The sequence below is a fragment of the Salmonella sp. SJTUF15591 genome, from assembly GCF_043356435.1.
Classification (GTDB): Bacteria; Pseudomonadota; Gammaproteobacteria; order Enterobacterales; family Enterobacteriaceae; genus Salmonella; species Salmonella enterica.
Genome location: NZ_JBEUJO010000013.1, coordinates 33,089 through 53,106, shown reverse-complemented (window position 1 = coordinate 53,106; position 20,018 = coordinate 33,089). Strand labels below are relative to the sequence as shown.

The following is a 20,018-nucleotide window of genomic DNA, read 5'->3' as shown; positions in this document are numbered from 1 at the left end:
ATGCTTAACTATGTTCTCAAGCGCCTGCTGGGATTAATTCCTACGCTGTTGATTGTGGCAGTGCTGGTGTTTTTATTTGTTCATTTGTTGCCCGGCGACCCGGCGCGGCTGATAGCCGGACCGGAAGCCGACGCGCAGGTGATCGCGCTGGTTCGTCAGCAGCTGGGGCTTGATCAGCCGCTTCATGTCCAGTTTTGGCGTTACATCACCCATGTTTTACAAGGCGATTTCGGGACGTCAATGGTTTCCCGCCGCCCGGTTTCTGAGGAGATCGCCAGCCGCTTTTTGCCGACGCTGTGGCTGACGATAACCAGTATGATATGGGCGGTGCTGTTTGGCATGGCGATCGGCATCGCCGCCGCCGTGTGGCGTAATCGCTGGCCTGACCGGTTAGGAATGACGCTTGCCGTGACCGGCATTTCTTTCCCGGCTTTTGCGCTGGGAATGTTGTTAATGCAGATTTTTTCCGTGGATCTGGGCTGGCTACCGACCGTGGGGGCGGATAGCTGGCAACATTATATTTTACCCTCCCTGACGCTTGGCGCGGCGGTGGCATCCGTCATGGCGCGTTTTACGCGCTCCTCGTTTGTCGATGTCCTGAGCGAGGATTACATGAGGACCGCGCGGGCGAAAGGCGTCAGTGAAACGTGGGTGGTGTTAAAACATGGCCTGCGCAATGCAATGATCCCGGTCGTCACCATGATGGGACTGCAATTTGGCTTTTTGCTTGGCGGCTCGATCGTCGTTGAAAAAGTGTTTAACTGGCCGGGGCTTGGGCGATTACTGGTCGACTCCGTCGACATGCGCGACTACCCCGTGATTCAGGCAGAAGTGCTGCTGTTTTCTCTGGAATTTATTCTTATCAACTTAGTGGTGGATGTCCTCTATGCCGCCATTAATCCGGCTATCAGGTATAAGTAAGGATGCGATTATTTAACTGGCGCCGTCAGGCGATTTTACATGCTATGCCGGTGGTAAAACCCGACCAGATACGCACGCCGTGGCGGGAGTTCTGGCGTCGTTTTCGCCGCCAGCATGTCGCGTTGGTCGCCGGGGGATTCGTACTGGCGTTAATTCTGGTGGCGATTTTTGCCCGTTGGCTGACGCCCTACGATGCGGAAAACTATTTTGACTACGATAGCCTGAACAATGGCCCCTCTTTGCAGCACTGGTTTGGCGTTGACTCGCTGGGAAGAGACATCTTTAGCCGGGTTCTCGTTGGGGCGCAGATCTCACTGGCGGCGGGCGTGTTCGCGGTATTTATCGGTGCGATAATTGGCACGGTGTTGGGATTACTGGCGGGATATTATGAAGGCTGGTGGGATCGTTTTATTATGCGCATTTGCGATGTGCTGTTCGCCTTCCCCGGCATTTTGCTGGCGATTGCCGTTGTGGCGGTGTTAGGCAGCGGTATTGCTAATGTGATCGTTGCGGTGGCGATTTTCTCTATTCCGGCGTTTGCTCGTCTGGTGCGCGGAAATACCCTGGTCTTAAAACAGCAGACGTTTATTGAGTCAGCCCGCAGTATCGGCGCCAGCGACACGACGATTTTGTTTAGCCATATCTTGCCGGGAACGGTCTCGTCAATTGTGGTTTTCTTTACGATGCGTATCGGTACGTCAATTATTTCCGCGGCAAGCCTGTCATTTCTCGGATTAGGCGCGCAGCCGCCAACGCCGGAGTGGGGAGCGATGCTCAATGAAGCGCGGGCGGATATGGTCATCGCGCCGCACGTAGCGCTCTTCCCGGCGGTGGCGATTTTCCTGACTGTGCTGGCGTTTAACCTGTTAGGCGACGGGTTGCGCGATGCGCTGGACCCGAAGATTAAGGGGTAAGCCAGCCCGGTGGCGTTGACGCCTGGCGGGCCTGGAACGGGCTCGTCAGGCGGGATAACACATCCGGCACCCGCGCCGGGGGAGGTGGCGTTAAACCCGACTGCCCCACAAATCATATTCGTCGGCGTTTTCCACTTTCACGCGCACGATATCGCCCGGCTTGACGTTGGTTTCGCCGTTCAAATAGACCGCGCCGTCAATTTCCGGCGCATCCGCCATGCTACGCCCGATAGCGCCTTCTTCGTCAACCTCATCGACGATCACCAGAATTTCGCGGCCCACTTTTTCCTGCAAGCGCTCAGCGGAGATTTGCTGTTGCAGTTGCATAAAGCGGTTCCAGCGCTCTTCTTTCACCTCTTCCGGCACCTGATCCGGCAGGTCATTCGCGCCTGCGCCTTCCACCGGGCTGTACTTGAAGCAGCCTACACGATCGAGGCGCGCCTCTTTCAGGAAGTCGAGCAGCATCTGGAAGTCTTCTTCCGTTTCGCCGGGGAAGCCGACAATAAAGGTGGAGCGTAGGGTCAGTTCCGGGCAGATTTCGCGCCACTGCTTAATGCGCGCCAGCTGGCGGTCAACGGAACCGGGACGTTTCATCAATTTAAGAATCCGCGGGCTGGCATGTTGCAGCGGAATGTCCAGATAAGGCAGGATTTTGCCTTCCGCCATTAGCGGAATCACATCATCAACGTGTGGGTAGGGGTAGACGTAGTGCAGACGTGTCCAGACGCCCAGTTTTGATAACTGCTCGCACAGGCTCACCATACTGGTTTTCACCGGTTCGCCATTATGGAATCCGGTGCGGTGCTTCACATCTACGCCGTAGGCGGAGGTATCTTGCGAAATCACCAGAATCTCTTTGACCCCGGCATCAACCAGACGTTTCGCTTCGCTTAATACGTCGCCAATCGGACGGCTGACCAGATCCCCGCGCATCGACGGGATGATGCAGAACGTGCAGCGGTGATTACAGCCTTCAGAAATTTTCAGATACGCATAATGGCGCGGCGTCAGTTTTACACCCTGTTCCGGTACGAGGCTTAAAAATGGATTGTGCTTCGGCTTCGGTACGTAATGATGTACGTGCTGCAGAACTTGCTCATAGCTATGCGGCCCGGTGATTTCCAGTACTTTCGGATGCACTTCGCGGATCTGATCTTCTTTTGCGCCCAGGCAGCCGGTGACGATTACCTTACCGTTTTCGTTTAGCGCTTCGCCAATGGCTTCCAGCGACTCTTGTACCGCGCTGTCAATAAAGCCACAGGTATTAACGATAACCATATCCGCATCGTCATAGCGTGGCACAACGTCATAGCCTTCGGTACGCAGCTCAGTCAGGATGCGTTCCGAATCAACGAGGTTTTTCGGACAGCCCAGGGAAACGAAGCCGATCTTTGGCTGGTGGGTTACATTACTCATAGCTTAAAAAGTGTTCATTTATTGGAATGGTCAGGGCAGGGATTCTACAGATATCCGAACAAAAATTGTATCGCAATCTCATCAGGAGCGGCGGCATCAACCGTTGTGGTTATCAGCAAAAGGTGAAAAAGGGCAATTCTAAGAAAATTCTTGATCTCTGACACCCCTTTGTCTAAAAAACGACCATACTATTAAGTTGAACCCTGGTAGAAAAGAGGAGGAAAAAAGGTATGGTCGTTGACAGACTGAGAACCGATCTTCTCAACAAGCTGATAAACGCGCGTATCGATCTTGCCGCTTATCTGCAATTGCGAAAAGCGAAGGGGTATATGTCAGTCAGCGAAAGTGACACTCTGCGTGACAATTTTTTTGAACTGAATCGCGAGCTCCACGATCACGCTTTACGGCAGGGACTGCATCTCGATCAGGAAGAGTGGAACGCGCTGCGCCGTGCCGAAGGCGCGCTTGCAGCCGCCGCCGTTTGTTTAATGAGCGGACACCATGATTGTCCGACCTTTATTGCCGTCAACGCAGATAAACTTGAAAACTGTCTGACAACTTTGACGCTGAGTATTCAGAGTCTGAAAGCACATTCACCGCTTACACAGGTCTGAATAAGGGGGAGGCGACTCCCCCTTTTTACCGGACCGCGCCGCTTAATGTTTTGTAAAAATAAACCGACCTCTTGCGATGCTGACTACGCTTTAACGCAGAGCCCTGAAGGAGGCGGTATGCGTCGAATACTTCTCGCGATAGTTTCATTCTCTCTTTTCTCGTCATGGGCGAACGCCAATCTTGCGCCGGTGAACGTTGAGGTGCTGCAAACCCGACTCGATCACCCGTGGTCGCTGGCTTTTTTGCCGGATAACCGTGGGATGCTCATTACCCTGAAAGGGGGACAACTGCGCCACTGGCAGGCGGGGAAGGGACTTTCCGATCCGCTGGCCGGCGTACCGAAAGTGTGGGCAAACGGGCAGGGAGGTTTGCTGGACGTCGTGCTGGCGCCTGACTTTGCCCAGTCGCGCCGCGTCTGGCTGAGCTATGCTGAAGCTGACCGCGAAGGAAATGCCGGTACGGCAGTCGGTTTTGGACGACTGAGCGACGATCTTCAGCGTCTGGAGCATTTTCGTACCGTGTTTCGCCAGATGCCTAAGCTGTCTACCGGCAACCATTTTGGCGGACGTATGGTATTCGATGCGCAAGGATCTCTTTTTATTGCCCTGGGTGAAAATAACCAGCGCGCTACCGCGCAGGATTTGGATAAATTACAGGGTAAGCTGGTGCGCCTGACCGGACAGGGCGAAATTCCGCCGGATAATCCGTTTGTGCATCAGGCGGGCGCGCGTCCGGGAATCTGGTCTTACGGTATTCGTAATCCGCAGGGGCTGGCCATCAATCCCTGGAGCGGCGCGCTATGGCTGCATGAACACGGTCCGCGCGGCGGCGATGAAATTAACATCCCGGAAAAAGGCAAAAATTATGGCTGGCCGCTGGCCACATGGGGCGTCAACTATAGTGGTCTAAAAGTGCCGGAAGCCAAAGGTGAAATTGTCGAGGGAACGGAGCAACCGGTTTACTACTGGAAGGATTCTCCGGCGATCAGCGGGATGGCTTTTTATGCCAGCGACGTTTTTGCGCCGTGGCGGCACAAACTGTTTATCGGCGCGCTAAAAGATAAAGAGGTCATTGTGATGCGCGTCGATGGCAATACGGTGACGGAAGAAGGCCGTATTCTGGGTGACAGAAAGCAGCGTATTCGGGATGTGCGTGTCGGACCTGACGGCTACTTATATGTGTTAACCGATGAGTCCGACGGGCAGTTACTCAAGGTAAGTCCTGCAGCCACGCGTTAGGTCACCGGGATCATCACCACTTTGCGAAAAGCAGGGCGCTCGGTAAGCTGCTGATACCAACGCTCCAGATTCGGGCGCGGCGTCCATTTCAGACCCACGTTCAGCAGGTTATAGACGAAAGGCGCAATAGCGATATCGCCGGTGCCAAAGTTATCCCCGGAAAACCACGGCTGGTGGGCCAGAGCATCATCAAGAAGCGCAAACAGGCCATCACACTTTTCGATACCGGCTTCAATTGCCGCCTGGTCGCGTTTTTCCGGCGGGGTTCTGACCAGTCCCATCAGGATCACACGGTGCGCCGGGCTTAACGTTTGATTCGCCCAGTCCATCCATTTTTCGCCCTCCGCACGCCGCGCCGGATTATCAACCCATAGCCGGTTCTGGCCGTATTGCGCCGCCAGATAGCGGACAATGGCATTGGATTCCCACAATAACAGGTCGGTTTCATCATCTTTAAGCAGCGGCACCAGCCCATTGGGATTCATCGCCAGATAGTCGGCATCCTGGTTAACGCCGAATTTTCCGCCTGCCAGAATTTGATCGTATGGCAGTTCCAGCTCTTCAAGCGTCCATAACACTTTTTTAACATTAGTCGAGTTGTTCCGGCCCCACAGCGTAATCATATTAACCCCTTCCGTTTTATCAGGATGATGACAGTAATCGGCCTACCGTGAGATAAACCTAACATTTACACAATGGTCTGTAAAAAAATCGTTATGAAGGAAGCGTAACGGGATGTTATTGCATAAACTTTAAAAACTTTACCAAGTTACGGTTTCTTTAACGTCGTGAGTGCGTTATTACTCACCGCACTTATTACACGGTGGTGTGACGTGTGTTTTTGGAATGGATACTCGGGTGGTACTATGACGCAATACGCTTCTTCCCTTCGTAGCCTCGCGGCAGGTTCGGTTCTCTTATTCCTTTTCGCTTCGCCTGTAAAGGCAGAGGAACAAACGATCGCGCCGCCGGGCGTTGATGCGCGAGCCTGGATCTTAATGGATTACGCCAGCGGTAAAGTACTGGCGGAAGGCAATGCCGATGAGAAACTCGACCCTGCCAGTTTGACAAAAATTATGACCAGCTACGTGGTGGGCCAGGCGCTGAAGGCAGGGAAAATCAAGCTGACCGATATGGTGACGGTGGGCAAAGATGCCTGGGCGACGGGGAACCCGGCGCTACGTGGGTCGTCGGTGATGTTTCTGAAGCCAGGCGATCAGGTGTCGGTGGCGGATCTTAATAAAGGCATCATCATTCAGTCAGGTAATGATGCCTGTATCGCGCTTGCCGACTACGTCGCCGGAAGCCAGGAGTCCTTTATCGGCCTGATGAACGCCTATGCGAAACGACTGGGATTAACGAATACAACCTTCCAGACGGTACACGGTCTTGATGCGCCAGGGCAGTTCAGTACCGCTCGCGATATGGCGTTGCTCGGCAAGGCCTTGATTCACGATGTGCCTGACGAATACGCCATTCATAAAGAGAAAGAATTTACTTTTAATAATATTCGTCAACCAAACCGCAACCGCCTGTTGTGGAGCACCAATCTGCATGTCGACGGCATGAAAACGGGGACAACGGCAGGCGCTGGGTATAACCTTGTCGCCTCCGCCACCCAGGGCGATATGCGCCTGATCTCTGTCGTGCTGGGGGCGAAAACGGACCGTATTCGTTTTAATGAGTCAGAAAAACTGTTGACCTGGGGTTTCCGTTTCTTTGAAACGGTCACGCCGATTAAACCTGACGCGACATTCGTGACGCAACGGGTCTGGTTTGGCGATAAGCGTGAGGTCAATTTAGGGGCGGGCGATGCGGGGTCAGTGACGATTCCACGTGGGCAGCTTAAAAACCTGAAGGCCAGCTTTACGTTGAACGAACCACAGCTCACGGCGCCGTTGAAGAAAGGGCAGGTTGTCGGCACCATCGATTTCCAGCTTAACGGAAAATCCATTGAGCAACGCCCGTTAATGGTGATGGAAAACGTCGAGGAGGGGGGATTTTTCAGCCGGATGTGGGATTTTGTGCTGATGAAACTCCATCAGTGGTTTGGCAGTTGGTTCTCGTAAAATAACCCCATTGCCGGGTGCGCGTCGCATCCGGCAACGGGCGGTTAATACATCAGAGTAATTTGTTGCGCTTTAGCGTAGGCCACAAAGGCCTCATCGGGACGGCGGTCGCTGATAATCGTATCAAAGCGTGATAATTCCCCCATCCGCGCCGGACGTACCTTGCCGAATTTACTGTGATCCACCACCAGTACATGGCTCTGTGCCATTGTCATTGCCCAATGTTTTACCGGCAGCTCTTCCAGATTAAAGCAGGTAGCGCCTTTACTGGTATGAACGCCGGCGGCGGAATAAAACGCGATATCCGGACAAATATTGTTTAACGTTTCATGGAAATCAAGCGGCTTGAAAATGGCGTTGCTGGCGTGAAACTCCCCGCCGCTCAGGATGGCGCGGCAATGGGGTTTGTCCTGCAGCGCCAGAAAGGTATTAAGTGAATAGCACACCGCCGTAAAGGGAAGGTCATTATCAATGGCTTCAATGATCCACGGCGTGGTGGTGCCGCAGTCAATAAATACTGTCTGATGCGCTTGTACCAGGCCCGCAGCCAACTGAGCGGCTCGGCGTTTTTCTTCCACCAGACGAGATTTTTGATCGCTTAACAGATAATGACTGGCGCTGCGGGGCTCCAGTACGATATAGCCGCCCAGCAATACGACAGGCGCGCTTTTATGGTTCAGGTCGCGACGAATGGTCATTTCAGAGACGCCCAACAGGGTCGCGGCTTCTTTTAGATGAAGTTTATCGCTGCGTTTTAAGGCCTGCAGCAATTGACCAATACGCTCGTCGCGTCGCGTTTCCATAGTTCCCCTGGAGAGTTAAATAAGCGCTCCGCACCATACAGAGCGCTTAATATTACTCTTTTTTTCGCTATTTAGTCACGTACCCAGCCTTTTCGAATGGGCAATGCGAAACAGAAACGGTGACAACGTTGCAGCGCCTGGTAGAGCGGCGCGCCGTACCATTGCCAGATCAGCTGTGCGCTCAGGCAGCCAAGCATCGCTACCAGCAGCGCGCCAATCATATCTAACGGCCAGTGTACGCCGAGATAGACGCGCGACCAGGCGATGGTCATGGCTATCGCCATCATCACGATGCCTGACCAGAGGCGGTGCCAGAACAAAAACGCCAGCGCAAAGGTAAAAATCACCGTACCGTGATCGCTGGGGAACGAGTCATCGGCGGCATGATGCAGGAAGTTATAGCCGATATGATCGACAAACGGACGGTCGTGCGGGAAAAGGTGTCCCATTGTCCAGGAGACCGCCAGACTGATAATCAGCGCGATGCCGATTTTAACGATCAGCTGACGCTGGGCGCAGACCCGATCGCGGGGACCCCACAGCCAGAGTACCACGGCTAAGAGCGGGACGATGTTGATGACATCTTTGGCGATAAAGATAGCGAGCGAAATCGTCCACTGCGCGGAATCAGGCGTGGCATTAATAAAATAAAACAGCGAGTTGTTAAGGTTTTCCAGCATAACATCCAGGCTCGGAGCAATGAAATCAAAAGGGATAGCCAGCTCATCCCCGTGCAAACTGAGCATAAATGCAGCGTAACAGGGAGGAAAAGCAGTATTGTCTTATTTGGCGGCAACATGAAGAGATTTAAGACAATGGCATAAAATAACGTTGATGATAACGGCGCAAACTTAAATTAACCTTAAAGTACGCAAGCGCTAAGCGGCTTTCTGTAAAAATGTGCGCTATTTCCCTTGCAGCCTCATAATTCGCTATCTCAGTTCCTCGACTTTCATTACACTCTGCGCGGTTTTTATTGGCGAAGAGATGGTATGCAGAATCGTTTACAATCAGGCGGCAGGCTGGGACGTCAGGCGCTGCTTTTTCCTCTCTGTCTGGTGCTGTACGAGTTTTCTACTTATATTGGCAACGACATGATCCAGCCGGGTATGCTGGCGGTGGTTGAGCAGTATCAGGCGGGCCTGGACTGGGTTCCGACGTCCATGACCGCTTATCTGGCGGGCGGTATGTTCTTACAATGGCTGCTTGGCCCGTTGTCTGACCGGATTGGCCGTCGTCCCGTGATGCTGGCGGGCGTCGTGTGGTTTATTGTCACCTGCCTGGCGACGTTACTGGCGAAAAACATCGAACAATTTACATTCCTGCGTTTTTTGCAAGGGATTAGCCTGTGTTTTATCGGCGCTGTAGGGTATGCCGCGATTCAGGAATCCTTTGAGGAAGCGGTGTGTATAAAAATTACCGCGCTGATGGCGAACGTGGCGTTAATCGCGCCGCTACTGGGACCACTGGTTGGGGCGGCATGGGTGCATGTTCTGCCGTGGGAGGGGATGTTTATTTTATTTGCCGCACTGGCCGCTATCGCCTTTTTCGGGCTACAGCGCGCAATGCCGGAGACCGCCACGCGGCGGGGCGAAACGTTGTCATTTAAGGCGCTGGGCCGTGACTATCGGCTGGTGATAAAAAATCGGCGGTTCGTCGCAGGGGCGTTAGCGCTGGGATTTGTCAGCCTGCCGCTGTTGGCCTGGATTGCGCAGTCGCCGATTATCATCATTAGCGGCGAACAGCTCAGCAGCTATGAATATGGTCTGCTGCAGGTGCCCGTTTTTGGCGCGCTCATTGCCGGTAATCTGGTGTTGGCGCGTTTAACCTCCCGGCGTACGGTTCGCTCGCTGATCGTGATGGGCGGCTGGCCTATCGTCGCGGGGCTGATCATCGCCGCGGCGGCGACGGTGGTTTCATCCCATGCTTATTTATGGATGACGGCGGGATTAAGCGTATACGCTTTTGGCATTGGGCTGGCGAATGCCGGACTGGTGCGTCTGACGCTCTTTTCCAGCGATATGAGTAAAGGAACGGTCTCGGCGGCGATGGGAATGCTACAAATGCTGATTTTTACCGTTGGCATTGAAGTCAGTAAACACGCTTGGTTAAGCGGCGGCAATGGGCTATTTAGCCTGTTTAATCTGGCAAACGGTATTCTTTGGCTACTGCTGATGCTGGTCTTCTTAAAAGATAAGCGGACGGGGAATTCGCAAACAGTCTGAGAGAGCGGCTACGCCTGATAAGCTTTCTGTTATCAGGCGTAGAGAGGCATCCGCTAGACGTTGAACGGCGGCTCGTTGTTTAATACGCTGTCGATAATATCCAGCACGCCTTCCTGGTTGTTCGATCCGGCGCGGTATTTCGCCGCCGCCGCGACCGCCTCGCTGGCGTGCGACATGGCAAAACTAAACCCGGCCTGACGCAGCATCTCAATATCGTTGCCGCCGTCGCCGAATACCACCACTTCACTATCATGAATGCCCCAGCGCTGCTGTAACAGACGCAGGCCGTTGGCTTTATGCACGCCGGGAATAATTAAATCAATACTGCCATAGCCGGTATGAACGGGGATCATGATATCGCCAATGGCGTCGTGCAGCGCCGCCTGTACTTCCGGTATCCGTTCATCGGTAATATTAAGGCCGAATTTGAAAAAAACATCGTTGATGTTGTTAAAATTATCCACAAACTCCAGACGATGATAATACATTGCCGCAACGGCTTTTAACGCATCGTTGTACCGTTTCAGCGTATAGGCGCTGTTTTTTCCACAGGCGATAATCTCCACATCGGCGCGTGTGAGCAGGTGTTCGACAACCGTCTGGAAGTCGGCTTTTGTCAGCTCGCCGTTAAAAATATCCTCTCCTTCGCTGACCACCCAACCGCCGTTTTCCGCGACAAAAGCGATTTCGTGCGCAATTTCCGGAAAGAACGAGATTAACTGGTAATACTGGTTGCCGCTGGCCACGACAAAGCGAATGCCTTGCCGCTTCATTTGTTGGTACTGCGCCATAAACCGGTCACGGTTATAGGTTTTTTGATCGCTCAGAAACGTGCCGTCCATGTCGACGGCGATTAATTTAATACTCATGCGTTATGCTCCATCACCGGTTGCGGAGTCGATACAGGTTTGGCGACGGCCTTCGCCACCAGCGCCGCCAGAATAACCAGCGCCAGCACAACCATCATGGCGCTGCGTAATCCATAATGTTCTCCCAGATAGCCCAACAGCGGCGGCCCGACCAAAAACGCCAGATAGCCGGTCGTGGCGACAACGCTCACGCGCGTCGGCGCGTCGGGACCGGTATCGCTGGCGGCGGAAATAGTCAGCGGGAAGCCGAGCGAAGCGCCTAAGCCCCAAAGAATGACCGAGACGCCGGCAACCCAGTCGCTATCGACAAAAATAATCAGGCCAATGCCCAGCGCTCCCATCAACGCGCTGGCGCGAACAACCGTCACCCGGCTATAGCGGTCAATAAACCAGCCGCCGGTAAAGCGGCCAACGGTCATACCAAGCGTGAAACCGGCGTAGATCAGAGAGCCGGAGGTTGGGCTAAAACCGTGTCCGTCTACCATCAGTAGCGGCAGCCAGTCATTCGCAGAGCCTTCGGCGAATGCCATTGCCAGCACCACCACGCCAATAAGCAAAAGCTGGATGTCCCGATAAAAAGGTAATCCTTTTTCCTGAAGGTGAGCATCTTCCGATGCGTTTTTACCCGTACCGTCAGGGATCGCCCGAATGGCGATAAAAATGGGCGCGATCGCCACGGCAGCCGCGAGGATGATATGGATGTTAGCCGGGACGCTTAATGCGGTTAACGCCATGCCGACACCAGCGCCCGCCAGCGTGCCGAAACTGTAAAAACCATGCATCATCGGCAGAACGGTTTTATTCAGCTCGCGTTCGACCGCCGCGCCTTCGACATTAATCGCCACTTCGGCGGCGCCAAAACTGGCGCCGAAAACGGCTAATCCAAGGGCAAAAATCAGCGGCGAGGCGCACCACAGCGCGACGCTAAGAATAACCATCCCGGTTACTGCGCAGGTCATCGTCGTGCGAATAACCTTCCGGGTGCCAAATCGTTTCACCAGCCAGGCGGAACAAAGAATACCGCTCATTGAACCGATAGAAAGCCCGAATAAGACCGCCCCCATTTCCGCGGTAGAGACGGAAAGAATATCCCGAATAGCAGGCGTTCGGGTTGCCCAGGAGGCCATCAGCAGTCCGGGTAAAAAGAAGAACATAAACAGCGCCCAGGTACGGCGTTTTAAGGCGTTACGTGAGGAGAGGACGGTCATAGCGTCAGGCCAGAAAATAGAAGCGAGAGGTAAACATTAGCAAGCTTGTGTACATTTGTACATATCGTCGTCATACTTCGTTGTGCAGACAGTTTTTACTGTCTGTTTTTTCAGCGTAAGCGGCAGGCTACTATCGCCTGCATCCTGAATGAGATGTGGAACTCATCATGAAAGAAAATGCCGTAAGACGCGCCAATGATCCTAAGCGACGGGAAAAAATAATTCAGGCCACACTGGAAGCGGTAAAGACCTATGGCGTTCATGCCGTGACGCACCGGAAAATCGCCGCTATCGCTCAGGTGCCGCTTGGCTCGATGACCTACTATTTTGCCGGTATGGATGCGTTATTGAGTGAAGCTTTTACACTTTTCACCGAGAATATGTCGCGTCAATACCAGGACTTTTTTGCGCAGGTGACGGATGCGGAGGGGGCGTGCCAGGCGATAACGGAAATGATTTACGGCTCGCAGGTTACGACGCCGGATAATATGGCGTTAATGTATCAGTTATATGCCTATGCCAGCGATAAGCCAGCGTTAAAAATAGTCATGCAAAACTGGATGCAGCGTAGCCAGAATACGCTGGCGCAGTGGTTTGACGCACAGACCGCCCGCGCGCTGGATGCGTTTATCGAGGGGATGACGCTGCATTTTGTAACGGATCGAACGCCGCTGGCGCGTGAAGCGATTTTACAGATGGTAAAGCGAATCGCCGGAGAGTCAATGTCGTGTCACTCTGCGTCAGGCAACAAAAAACCCACCAACCTTGAACCGAAATGGCGGGGTTGATGGGCTCCACAAAATGGGGACATCAAAGAAAAGCAGTGGCAATAGGTATGACTGATGCTTTAACGAAAAGTTCGACCTATTGGCAAAATTTTTTCACTTAAAGGCAAACTTCAGTTTTATCCTAACCCCGGCCAGATGATGACAATAAGCGTCCCCGCCAGCGTTAGCAGAACGTTGGCGATGGCGTAAGTCCCCGCATAACCCAGCGCTGGAATATTGCTGCGCGCCGTATCGCTAATGATTTCCATCGCCGGGGCGCAGGTACGCGCGCCCATCATGGCGCCGAACAGCAGCGCCCGGTTCATGCGCAGCACATAAGCGCCAAACAAGAAGCAGATCACCACCGGTACCAGGCTGACGACAAGCCCGGCGATCAGCATTTGTCCGCCGACCGCGCCCAGACCGTTGTTGATACCGCTGCCGGCGCTTAAACCAACGCCTGCCATAAATACCATCAAGCCGAATTCTTTCACCATGTTAAGCGCGCCCTGCGGAATATAACCAAAGGTAGGATGGTTAGCGCGCAGGAAACCGAGCATGATCCCGGCGAACAGCAATCCGGCCGCGTTGCCGATGCCGAAACTAAAATTGCTGAACTGGAAGGTAATCATCCCGATCATTAACCCGATGATAAAAAAAGCGCAGAAGGCGAGCAGGTCCGTCACCTGGCTATGGATCGAAATAAAACCAATGCGATCGGCGATGGTTTTTACGCGTCTGGCGTCGCCGCTCACCTGTAACACGTCGCCTTTATTCAGCACGACGTTATCGTCGATAGGCATTTCGATCTGGCTGCGGATGACGCGGTTAAGGAAGCAGCCATGATCGGTCAGCTTGAGCTGAGCGAGGCGGCGACCGACCGCATTGTGGTTTTTCACCACAATTTCTTCCGTCACGATGCGCATATCAAGCAGATCGCGATCAAACACTTCCTTACCATTACGGAAGCTGGGATCGAGCCTGGCGTGCGCGTCCGGATAGCCGACCAGCGCAATCTCATCGCCCATTTGCAGCACCGCATCGCCATCCGGGTTCGCCAGAATACCGTTACGGCGAATACGTTCGATATAGCAGCCTGTCTGGCGGTAAATACCCAGCTCGCGCAGGTTTTTGCCGTCAGTCCAGGCCACCAGTTCCGGACCAACCCGATAGGCGCGGATAACCGGCAAATAAACTTTGCGATTAGCATCGGTATCCAGACCGCGCTCGCGAGCAATTTGCTGGGCGCTGGTTTGCAAATCCTGATGCTGTAGTTTAGGCAAGTAGCGCGCGCCCACGATCAGACTGACTAGCCCAATCAGATAGGTCAGGGCATAACCCAGGCTCAGATTATCAAGAGCGGAGGAGAGTTGCGTGCTGGCGATGCCGGAATGTCGCAGGGTATCGCCTGCGCCAACCAGCACGGGCGTGGAAGTCATTGAGCCGGCCAACATACCGGCCGTCAGGCCGATATCCCAGCCGAATAGCTTACCAAGGCCTAAGGCGATTAGCAGAGCGCTACCGACCATGACCAGGGCAAGCATCAGATAATTTTTACCGTCGCGAAAAAAAATCGAAAAAAAGTTGGGGCCAGCCTCGACGCCGACACAAAAAATAAACAGCATAAATCCCAGATTTAGCGCGTCGGTGTTAATACTGAAGTGTTGCTGCCCTAATAATAGAGAGACCACTAAAACGCCAATGGAATTACCAAGTTGGACTGAACCCAGACGTAACTTGCCAAGACACAGGCCAAGAGCCAGGACCACAAATAATAACAGGATGTAATTCCCATTTAACAAATCTGCGACGTTTATATTCACGGAGACTAACTTCTTGTTTACGAGTAAGCTGTTGAAAGAAATGGTAATTTACGCTACTGTTTTTATCATGAATTAAGGGTGCAATCGTATTGCATACAGCATCCAAATAAAAACAACACAACAATATATCCTGCTAGTTTAATCTTATTGCGTACTAACGGCTATAAGAATCGTGCAGGTGTGTTTTTGGCATGGAATGCCACATGACTTTATCTGACTGGATGCCTCACGGCGGAAAGCGTGTTCGATAGAGAGTGTCAGGAGGAACGATTGAAACATAAACACGGGTGGGCAAGCGTTGTCTGCTGCTTTGTACTCTTTATTGTGGTGTGTCTTTCATTAACTATGCATGTACAAGGCGCTTTTCGCGCGGCAGGGCATCCTGAGATTGGACTGTTATTTTTTACGTTGCCTGGTGCGGTGGCCAGTTTTTGTTCTCACCGGCGCGAGGTGATCCGACCGCTGATCGGGGCGATGCTGGCGGCGCCGTTTTGCCTGGTGTTAATGCGCGTGGTATTTATGCCTACCCGATCGTTTTGGCAAGAACTGGCGTGGTTATTTAGCGCCGTATTCTGGTGTGCGTTAGGCGCGCTCTGTTATTTGTTTATTAGCAGCCTGTTTAGCCACCGGCGAAAAAAACGCCAATAGCGCCCTCCGGCAGAGGGCGTTGCCAGAGCAATCAGGCGAAAAGATTCAGATTTTCTTTTGCCCATGCTTCAAAATCCGTACAGCCGCCGATATGTTTTTGATCGACAAAAATCTGCGGTACGGTTTCTACAGGTTTACCTACGGTTTTTTCCAAATCCGCTTTAGTAATGCCTTCAGCATGGATATCAATATAGCGGTAGTTGAAATCGTCGCGTTCTTTGCTCAGTTTTTCCGCCAACTCTTTTGCACGCACGCAATAAGGGCACCCTGGGCGGCCAAAAATAACAGTAAACATATCTCTCCTCGAACATAAAGCCAGACGGCGAACAGGTGTTATCATGCCGCGATTTACGGCAGATGAAAAGCAGGTTACGCCTGTTCCTTTGATAACCCAGGGCTATATCTGTTAAGCACGCCGGACCAGAACGTTCTACACTGTGCGTCAGTTAACCGGGAGGCTTGATATGCGCACGATTGGCGTGTTACCCAAAAGCGTACTGATACTGGAATACCTCGGTATGATTTTGCTGGCGCTTGCTCTGCTATCGCTTAATCATTACCTTACGCTGCCCGCGCCGTTCAATACACCGCTGGCTGGCGTATTGATGGTTTTCCTCGGCGTCGTGTTGATCCTCCCCGCCGCGGTGGCGATGATGTGGCGTATTGCGCAGTTACTGGCGCCGCAGTTGATGAAACGTCCACCCGACATTTCTTCCCGTTCAGATAGAGAAAAGCATAATGAGTCCGACCATTGAACTTCTTTGTGGCCATCGTTCTATTCGCCATTTCACCGATGAACCCGTGACTGACGCGCAGCGAGAGGCCATTATTGCCGCCGCGCGCAGCACGTCCAGTTCCAGTTTTTTACAGTGCAGCTCTATTATCCGTATTACCGATCGGGCGCTGCGCGAGGCGTTAGTGCCCCTGACGGGCGGGCAAAAGCATGTGGCGCAGGCCGCTGAGTTCTGGGTATTTTGCGCCGATTTTAATCGTCATTTGCAGATCTGTCCTGACGCGCAGCTGGGGCTTGCCGAACAACTGCTGCTCGGTGTCGTCGATACGGCGATGATGGGGCAAAACGCGCTGACGGCGGCGGAGTCACTGGGGTTAGGCGGCGTGTATATCGGCGGCATCCGTAACAATATTGAGTCTGTTACCGAACTATTAAAATTGCCGAAGCATGTATTGCCGCTCTTTGGCCTGTGTTTGGGATGGCCTGCGGATAATCCGGATTTGAAACCGCGCCTGCCTGCCGAGCTTGTGGTTCATGAGAACCAGTATCAACCGCTTGATGAAAAGCTGCTGGCGCGCTATGACGAGCAGTTGGCTGAGTATTATCTGACCCGCGGCAGTAATACGCGACGCGATACCTGGAGCGATCATATCCGCCGCACCCTGATTAAAGAAAATCGCCCATTTATCCTTGAATATTTGCATAAACAGGGCTGGGCGACGCGCTAAAACCTGCGGGCCAGTGTATGATACGCGGGCTTTTCAGGGTTTTCAGCGAGGTGCAGGGTGAAAATTGCCATATTGTCCAGGGATGGAACGCTCTATTCTTGCAAACGTCTGCGCGAAGCGGCGATGCGGCGCGGCCATCTGGTCGAGATACTCGATCCTCTTTCCTGCTATATGAATATTAATCCGGCAGCGTCGTCGATCCATTACAAGGGGCGTCGTCTGCCCCATTTTGACGCCGTTATTCCCCGTATTGGTTCGGCCATTACCTTTTATGGTACCGCTGCGCTACGTCAGTTTGAGCTACTGGGTAGCTATCCGCTGAATGAATCCGTCGCTATTACCCGCGCGCGCGATAAGCTGCGATCGCTACAACTTCTGGCGCGCCAGGGGATCGATCTCCCCATTACCGGGATCGCCCATTCGCCGGATGATACCAGCGATCTTATTAAGATGGTTGGCGGGGCGCCGCTGGTCGTGAAGCTGGTAGAAGGCACGCAAGGGATCGGCGTGGTATTGGCGGAGACGCGTCAGGCTGCTGAAAGCGTTATTGATGCGTTTCGGGGGCTCAATGCCCATATCCTGGTTCAGGAATACATTGCCGAAGCTAAAGGATGCGATATTCGTTGTCTGGTCGTCGGCAATGAGGTTGTGGCGGCGATTGAGCGGTGCGCGAAAGCCGGTGATTTTCGCTCCAATCTTCATCGTGGCGGGGTGGCCAGCATCGCGACGATCACGCCTCGTGAACGGGATATCGCCATCAAAGCCGCACAAACGCTGGGGCTGGATGTGGCGGGCGTCGATATTTTACGCGCCGCGCGCGGGCCGCTGGTGATGGAGGTGAATGCCTCGCCGGGACTGGAAGGTATCGAAAAGACTACGGGCGTGGATATCGCGGGGCGAATGATTCAGTGGATAGAACGTCACGCTACGCCTGAATTTTGCCTTAAAATCGGCGGCTAATCGCAATCGTGGATTCCGCCGTAGTACGAAGCACGCTTTTTGCGTAAGCTGTGCCGGTAATTTTTTCATCGTCATCGTAAGAGGTAGCACATTATTATGATATCACTGGTCGTTCCCACTCTGGATACGTTGCGTCAATGGCTCGACGACCTGGGCATGAATTTCTTCGAATGTGATACCTGCCAGGCGCTGCATTTGCCGCATATGCAGAATTTTGACGGCGTCTACGATGCTAAAATCGATTTGGTGGACAACACCGTTCTTTTTTCCGCGATGGCGGAGGTCAGGCCTTCCGCGTTGCTGCCGCTGGCGGCCGATCTCTCTGCTATCAACGCCAGTTCGTTGACGGTAAAAGCCTTTCTCGATATGCAGGATGATAATCTGCCAAAACTGGTTGTGTGCCAGTCTTTATCCGTTATGCAAGGCGTCACCTACGAACAGTTCGAATGGTTTGTTCGCCAAAGTGAAGAGCAGATTTCTATGGTGATCCTTGAGGCCGGGGCGCATCAGCTTCTGTTTAACGCGGAAGAAGACGCGCAAAAAACCAGCGTGGTTGACCATTTTCTTCACTGATCCCTCCCGATAATCAGGCAGTCGCTGCCAGCGCGGCTGCTGTTTACGTTTTTTTATGCTACCGTTAACCTTTATTTAAAGAATTATTCACCTCCTTTCTGACCATTTCGCTTTATCACATAGACAAAACCTGCATAAAAAATTGATAAAAGGCGTTTTTTAATCTGGGCTATAGCCTCAAACCTTAGCTAAAGTTATTCTTGCGAAGCTTCTATAGCGAGCTTGATGGCAGGGAGGGCGACCTCTCTTCTTCATTTGTATCAAATGAAAAGGTATGCACATTTCAGGCATGTTTTAAACCACGCCTAATGGGTTCATTTGTTAACGGATTTCAGAAGGAAAGCGATGATGACCGCCTTAAAGAAAAAATGGCTATCGGGTCTGGTTGCGGGTGCTCTGATGGTCGTCTCTGTCGGCACGCTCGCTGCCGAACAAAAAACGCTGCACATTTATAACTGGTCAGATTATATCGCGCCGGACACGGTGGCGAACTTTGAAAAAGAGACCGGGATTAACGTTATCTATGATGTCTTTGACTCTAACGAAGTGCTGGAAGGCAAGTTAATGGCAGGCAGCACCGGGTTCGATCTGGTGGTGCCATCGGCCAGTTTTCTTGAGCGCCAGCTCACCGCGGGCGTTTTTCAGCCGCTGGATAAAAGCAAACTTCCCGGCTGGAAAAACCTCGATCCTGAACTGCTGAAACTGGTAGCGAAGCACGATCCTGACAACAAATACGCCATGCCCTATATGTGGGCCACGACGGGCATTGGCTATAACGTTGATAAAGTGAAAGCGGTGCTGGGGGATGATGCGCCAGTGAATAGCTGGGATTTAGTCCTCAAGCCGGAAAATCTGGAGAAGCTAAAAAGCTGCGGTGTCTCTTTCCTTGATGCGCCTGAAGAAGTTTTTGCCACCGTGCTGAACTATCTGGGTAAAGATCCGAATAGCAGCAAAGCGGATGACTACACCGGCCCGGCAACCGATCTGTTGTTGAAGCTACGGCCAAACATTCGCTATTTCCACTCCTCGCAATACATTAACGATCTGGCTAATGGCGATACCTGTGTAGCCATTGGCTGGGCGGGCGATGTCTGGCAGGCCGCTAACCGGGCGAAAGAGGCGAAAAATGGCGTCAATATCTCTTTCTCGATCCCCAAAGAGGGGGCAATGGCGTTTTTTGATGTGTTTGCCATGCCGGCTGACGCCAAAAATAAAGACGAGGCCTACCAGTTCCTTAATTATCTGCTGCGCCCTGATGTGATTGCCCATATTTCCGATCACGTTTTCTACGCCAATGCGAATAAAGAGGCGACGGCGCTGGTCAGCCAGCAGGTGCGCGATAACCCGGGAATTTATCCGCCGGCGGATGTGCGGGCCAAGTTGTTTACCCTGAAAGTGCAGGAGCCGAAGATTGATCGCGTCCGCACCCGCGCATGGACGAAGGTGAAAAGCGGTAAGTAATTTATTAACGGTATGGCCTGATAAGCGTGCGCTATCGGGCATTCCAC

21 protein-coding genes are annotated in these 20,018 nt (G+C 52.9%); 13 read left to right on the top strand and 8 right to left on the bottom strand.

Annotation, left to right across the window (positions count from 1 at the left end; genetic code table 11):
* Together gsiC and gsiD are read left to right on the top strand one after the other, a co-directional pair.
* Positions 1–921, top strand: a complete 921-nt coding sequence (gene gsiC / locus ABVM99_RS21905) for a glutathione ABC transporter permease GsiC (protein WP_000936067.1) — start codon at positions 1–3, stop codon at positions 919–921.
* 2 nt (positions 922–923) lie between these two features.
* Positions 924–1,835: a glutathione ABC transporter permease GsiD gene (gene gsiD, locus ABVM99_RS21900; protein WP_001236024.1), complete on the top strand. Its 912-nt coding sequence runs from the start codon at positions 924–926 to the stop codon at positions 1,833–1,835.
* Between the two features lie 90 nt (positions 1,836–1,925).
* Here the strand turns inward: gsiD and rimO are convergent, their stop codons facing one another.
* Positions 1,926–3,251 carry a 30S ribosomal protein S12 methylthiotransferase RimO gene (rimO, locus tag ABVM99_RS21895; RefSeq protein WP_000073314.1) on the bottom strand — a complete coding sequence of 442 codons (1,326 nt, stop codon included), beginning with the start codon at positions 3,249–3,251 and terminating at the stop codon, positions 1,926–1,928.
* A gap of 230 nt (positions 3,252–3,481) precedes the next feature.
* Here rimO and bssR point away from each other — a divergent pair, with 230 nt between their 5' ends.
* Both bssR and ABVM99_RS21885 read left to right on the top strand, forming a co-directional pair.
* Positions 3,482–3,865: a biofilm formation regulator BssR gene (gene bssR, locus ABVM99_RS21890; RefSeq protein WP_000259651.1), complete on the top strand. Its 384-nt coding sequence runs from the start codon at positions 3,482–3,484 to the stop codon at positions 3,863–3,865.
* Between the two features lie 117 nt (positions 3,866–3,982).
* Entirely contained in the window at positions 3,983–5,104 is a 1,122-nt protein-coding gene (locus ABVM99_RS21885) for a PQQ-dependent sugar dehydrogenase (RefSeq protein WP_023195538.1), read from the top strand.
* On the opposite strand, the gene ABVM99_RS21880 is transcribed toward ABVM99_RS21885, so the two are convergent.
* Positions 5,101–5,727, bottom strand: a complete 627-nt coding sequence (locus ABVM99_RS21880) for a glutathione S-transferase family protein (protein WP_000631902.1) — start codon at positions 5,725–5,727, stop codon at positions 5,101–5,103. The two genes, ABVM99_RS21885 and ABVM99_RS21880, sit on opposite strands and share 4 nt — an antisense overlap.
* A gap of 243 nt (positions 5,728–5,970) precedes the next feature.
* Here ABVM99_RS21880 and dacC point away from each other — a divergent pair, with 243 nt between their 5' ends.
* The gene (gene dacC, locus ABVM99_RS21875) at positions 5,971–7,173 is read left to right on the top strand and encodes a serine-type D-Ala-D-Ala carboxypeptidase (RefSeq protein WP_000195712.1); all 1,203 of its coding nucleotides are present in this window, start codon (positions 5,971–5,973) and stop codon (positions 7,171–7,173) included.
* A 44-nt stretch (positions 7,174–7,217) separates the two neighbouring features.
* Here the strand turns inward: dacC and deoR are convergent, their stop codons facing one another.
* Together deoR and ybjG are read right to left on the bottom strand one after the other, a co-directional pair.
* The gene (gene deoR / locus ABVM99_RS21870) at positions 7,218–7,976 is read right to left on the bottom strand and encodes a DNA-binding transcriptional repressor DeoR (protein WP_000450106.1); all 759 of its coding nucleotides are present in this window, start codon (positions 7,974–7,976) and stop codon (positions 7,218–7,220) included.
* 71 nt (positions 7,977–8,047) lie between these two features.
* Complete coding sequence (gene ybjG, locus ABVM99_RS21865) at positions 8,048–8,656, bottom strand: undecaprenyl-diphosphate phosphatase (protein ID WP_023195540.1); 609 nt, start codon at positions 8,654–8,656, stop codon at positions 8,048–8,050.
* A 312-nt stretch (positions 8,657–8,968) separates the two neighbouring features.
* Between ybjG and ABVM99_RS21860 the strand changes: the two genes are divergently transcribed.
* A complete protein-coding gene (locus ABVM99_RS21860) occupies positions 8,969–10,201 on the top strand; it encodes an MFS transporter (RefSeq protein WP_001181285.1) in 1,233 nt (410 codons plus the stop codon).
* 53 nt (positions 10,202–10,254) lie between these two features.
* Here the strand turns inward: ABVM99_RS21860 and ABVM99_RS21855 are convergent, their stop codons facing one another.
* Both ABVM99_RS21855 and ABVM99_RS21850 read right to left on the bottom strand, forming a co-directional pair.
* Positions 10,255–11,070, bottom strand: coding sequence for a Cof-type HAD-IIB family hydrolase (locus ABVM99_RS21855; protein ID WP_023195541.1), 816 nt, complete (start codon positions 11,068–11,070; stop codon positions 10,255–10,257).
* Positions 11,067–12,278, bottom strand: coding sequence for an MFS transporter (locus ABVM99_RS21850; protein ID WP_000217430.1), 1,212 nt, complete (start codon positions 12,276–12,278; stop codon positions 11,067–11,069). Before ABVM99_RS21850 ends, ABVM99_RS21855 begins: the two co-directional genes overlap by 4 nt.
* Before the next feature lie 167 nt (positions 12,279–12,445).
* Here ABVM99_RS21850 and ABVM99_RS21845 point away from each other — a divergent pair, with 167 nt between their 5' ends.
* Complete coding sequence (locus tag ABVM99_RS21845; RefSeq protein ID WP_000661873.1) at positions 12,446–13,066, top strand: TetR/AcrR family transcriptional regulator; 621 nt, start codon at positions 12,446–12,448, stop codon at positions 13,064–13,066.
* 116 nt (positions 13,067–13,182) lie between these two features.
* On the opposite strand, the gene ABVM99_RS21840 is transcribed toward ABVM99_RS21845, so the two are convergent.
* Positions 13,183–14,868, bottom strand: coding sequence for an aspartate:alanine antiporter (locus ABVM99_RS21840; RefSeq protein WP_001024852.1), 1,686 nt, complete (start codon positions 14,866–14,868; stop codon positions 13,183–13,185).
* 270 nt (positions 14,869–15,138) lie between these two features.
* Here ABVM99_RS21840 and ABVM99_RS21835 point away from each other — a divergent pair, with 270 nt between their 5' ends.
* The gene (locus ABVM99_RS21835) at positions 15,139–15,516 is read left to right on the top strand and encodes an inner membrane protein YbjM (protein WP_000680849.1); all 378 of its coding nucleotides are present in this window, start codon (positions 15,139–15,141) and stop codon (positions 15,514–15,516) included.
* A 31-nt stretch (positions 15,517–15,547) separates the two neighbouring features.
* Here ABVM99_RS21835 and ABVM99_RS21830 read toward each other — a convergent pair whose 3' ends face one another.
* A complete protein-coding gene (locus tag ABVM99_RS21830) occupies positions 15,548–15,811 on the bottom strand; it encodes a GrxA family glutaredoxin (RefSeq protein ID WP_000495513.1) in 264 nt (87 codons plus the stop codon).
* Between the two features lie 169 nt (positions 15,812–15,980).
* On the opposite strand from ABVM99_RS21830, the gene ABVM99_RS21825 reads away from it, so the two are divergent.
* The 5 genes from ABVM99_RS21825 to potF all read left to right on the top strand — a co-directional run bounded on the left by ABVM99_RS21825 (position 15,981) and on the right by potF (position 19,971).
* Positions 15,981–16,271: a YbjC family protein gene (locus ABVM99_RS21825; protein WP_001259137.1), complete on the top strand. Its 291-nt coding sequence runs from the start codon at positions 15,981–15,983 to the stop codon at positions 16,269–16,271.
* Entirely contained in the window at positions 16,255–16,977 is a 723-nt protein-coding gene (gene nfsA, locus ABVM99_RS21820) for a nitroreductase NfsA (RefSeq protein ID WP_000075300.1), read from the top strand. The genes ABVM99_RS21825 and nfsA overlap by 17 nt, the downstream gene beginning before the upstream one ends.
* 57 nt (positions 16,978–17,034) lie before the next feature.
* Entirely contained in the window at positions 17,035–17,937 is a 903-nt protein-coding gene (gene rimK / locus ABVM99_RS21815) for a 30S ribosomal protein S6--L-glutamate ligase (RefSeq protein ID WP_000684361.1), read from the top strand.
* Positions 17,938–18,033: 96 nt separating this feature from the next.
* Positions 18,034–18,510, top strand: a complete 477-nt coding sequence (locus ABVM99_RS21810; protein ID WP_001578844.1) for a YbjN domain-containing protein — start codon at positions 18,034–18,036, stop codon at positions 18,508–18,510.
* A gap of 348 nt (positions 18,511–18,858) precedes the next feature.
* Entirely contained in the window at positions 18,859–19,971 is a 1,113-nt protein-coding gene (gene potF / locus ABVM99_RS21805; RefSeq protein ID WP_023195490.1) for a spermidine/putrescine ABC transporter substrate-binding protein PotF, read from the top strand.
* Positions 19,972–20,018: the final 47 nt, after the last annotated feature.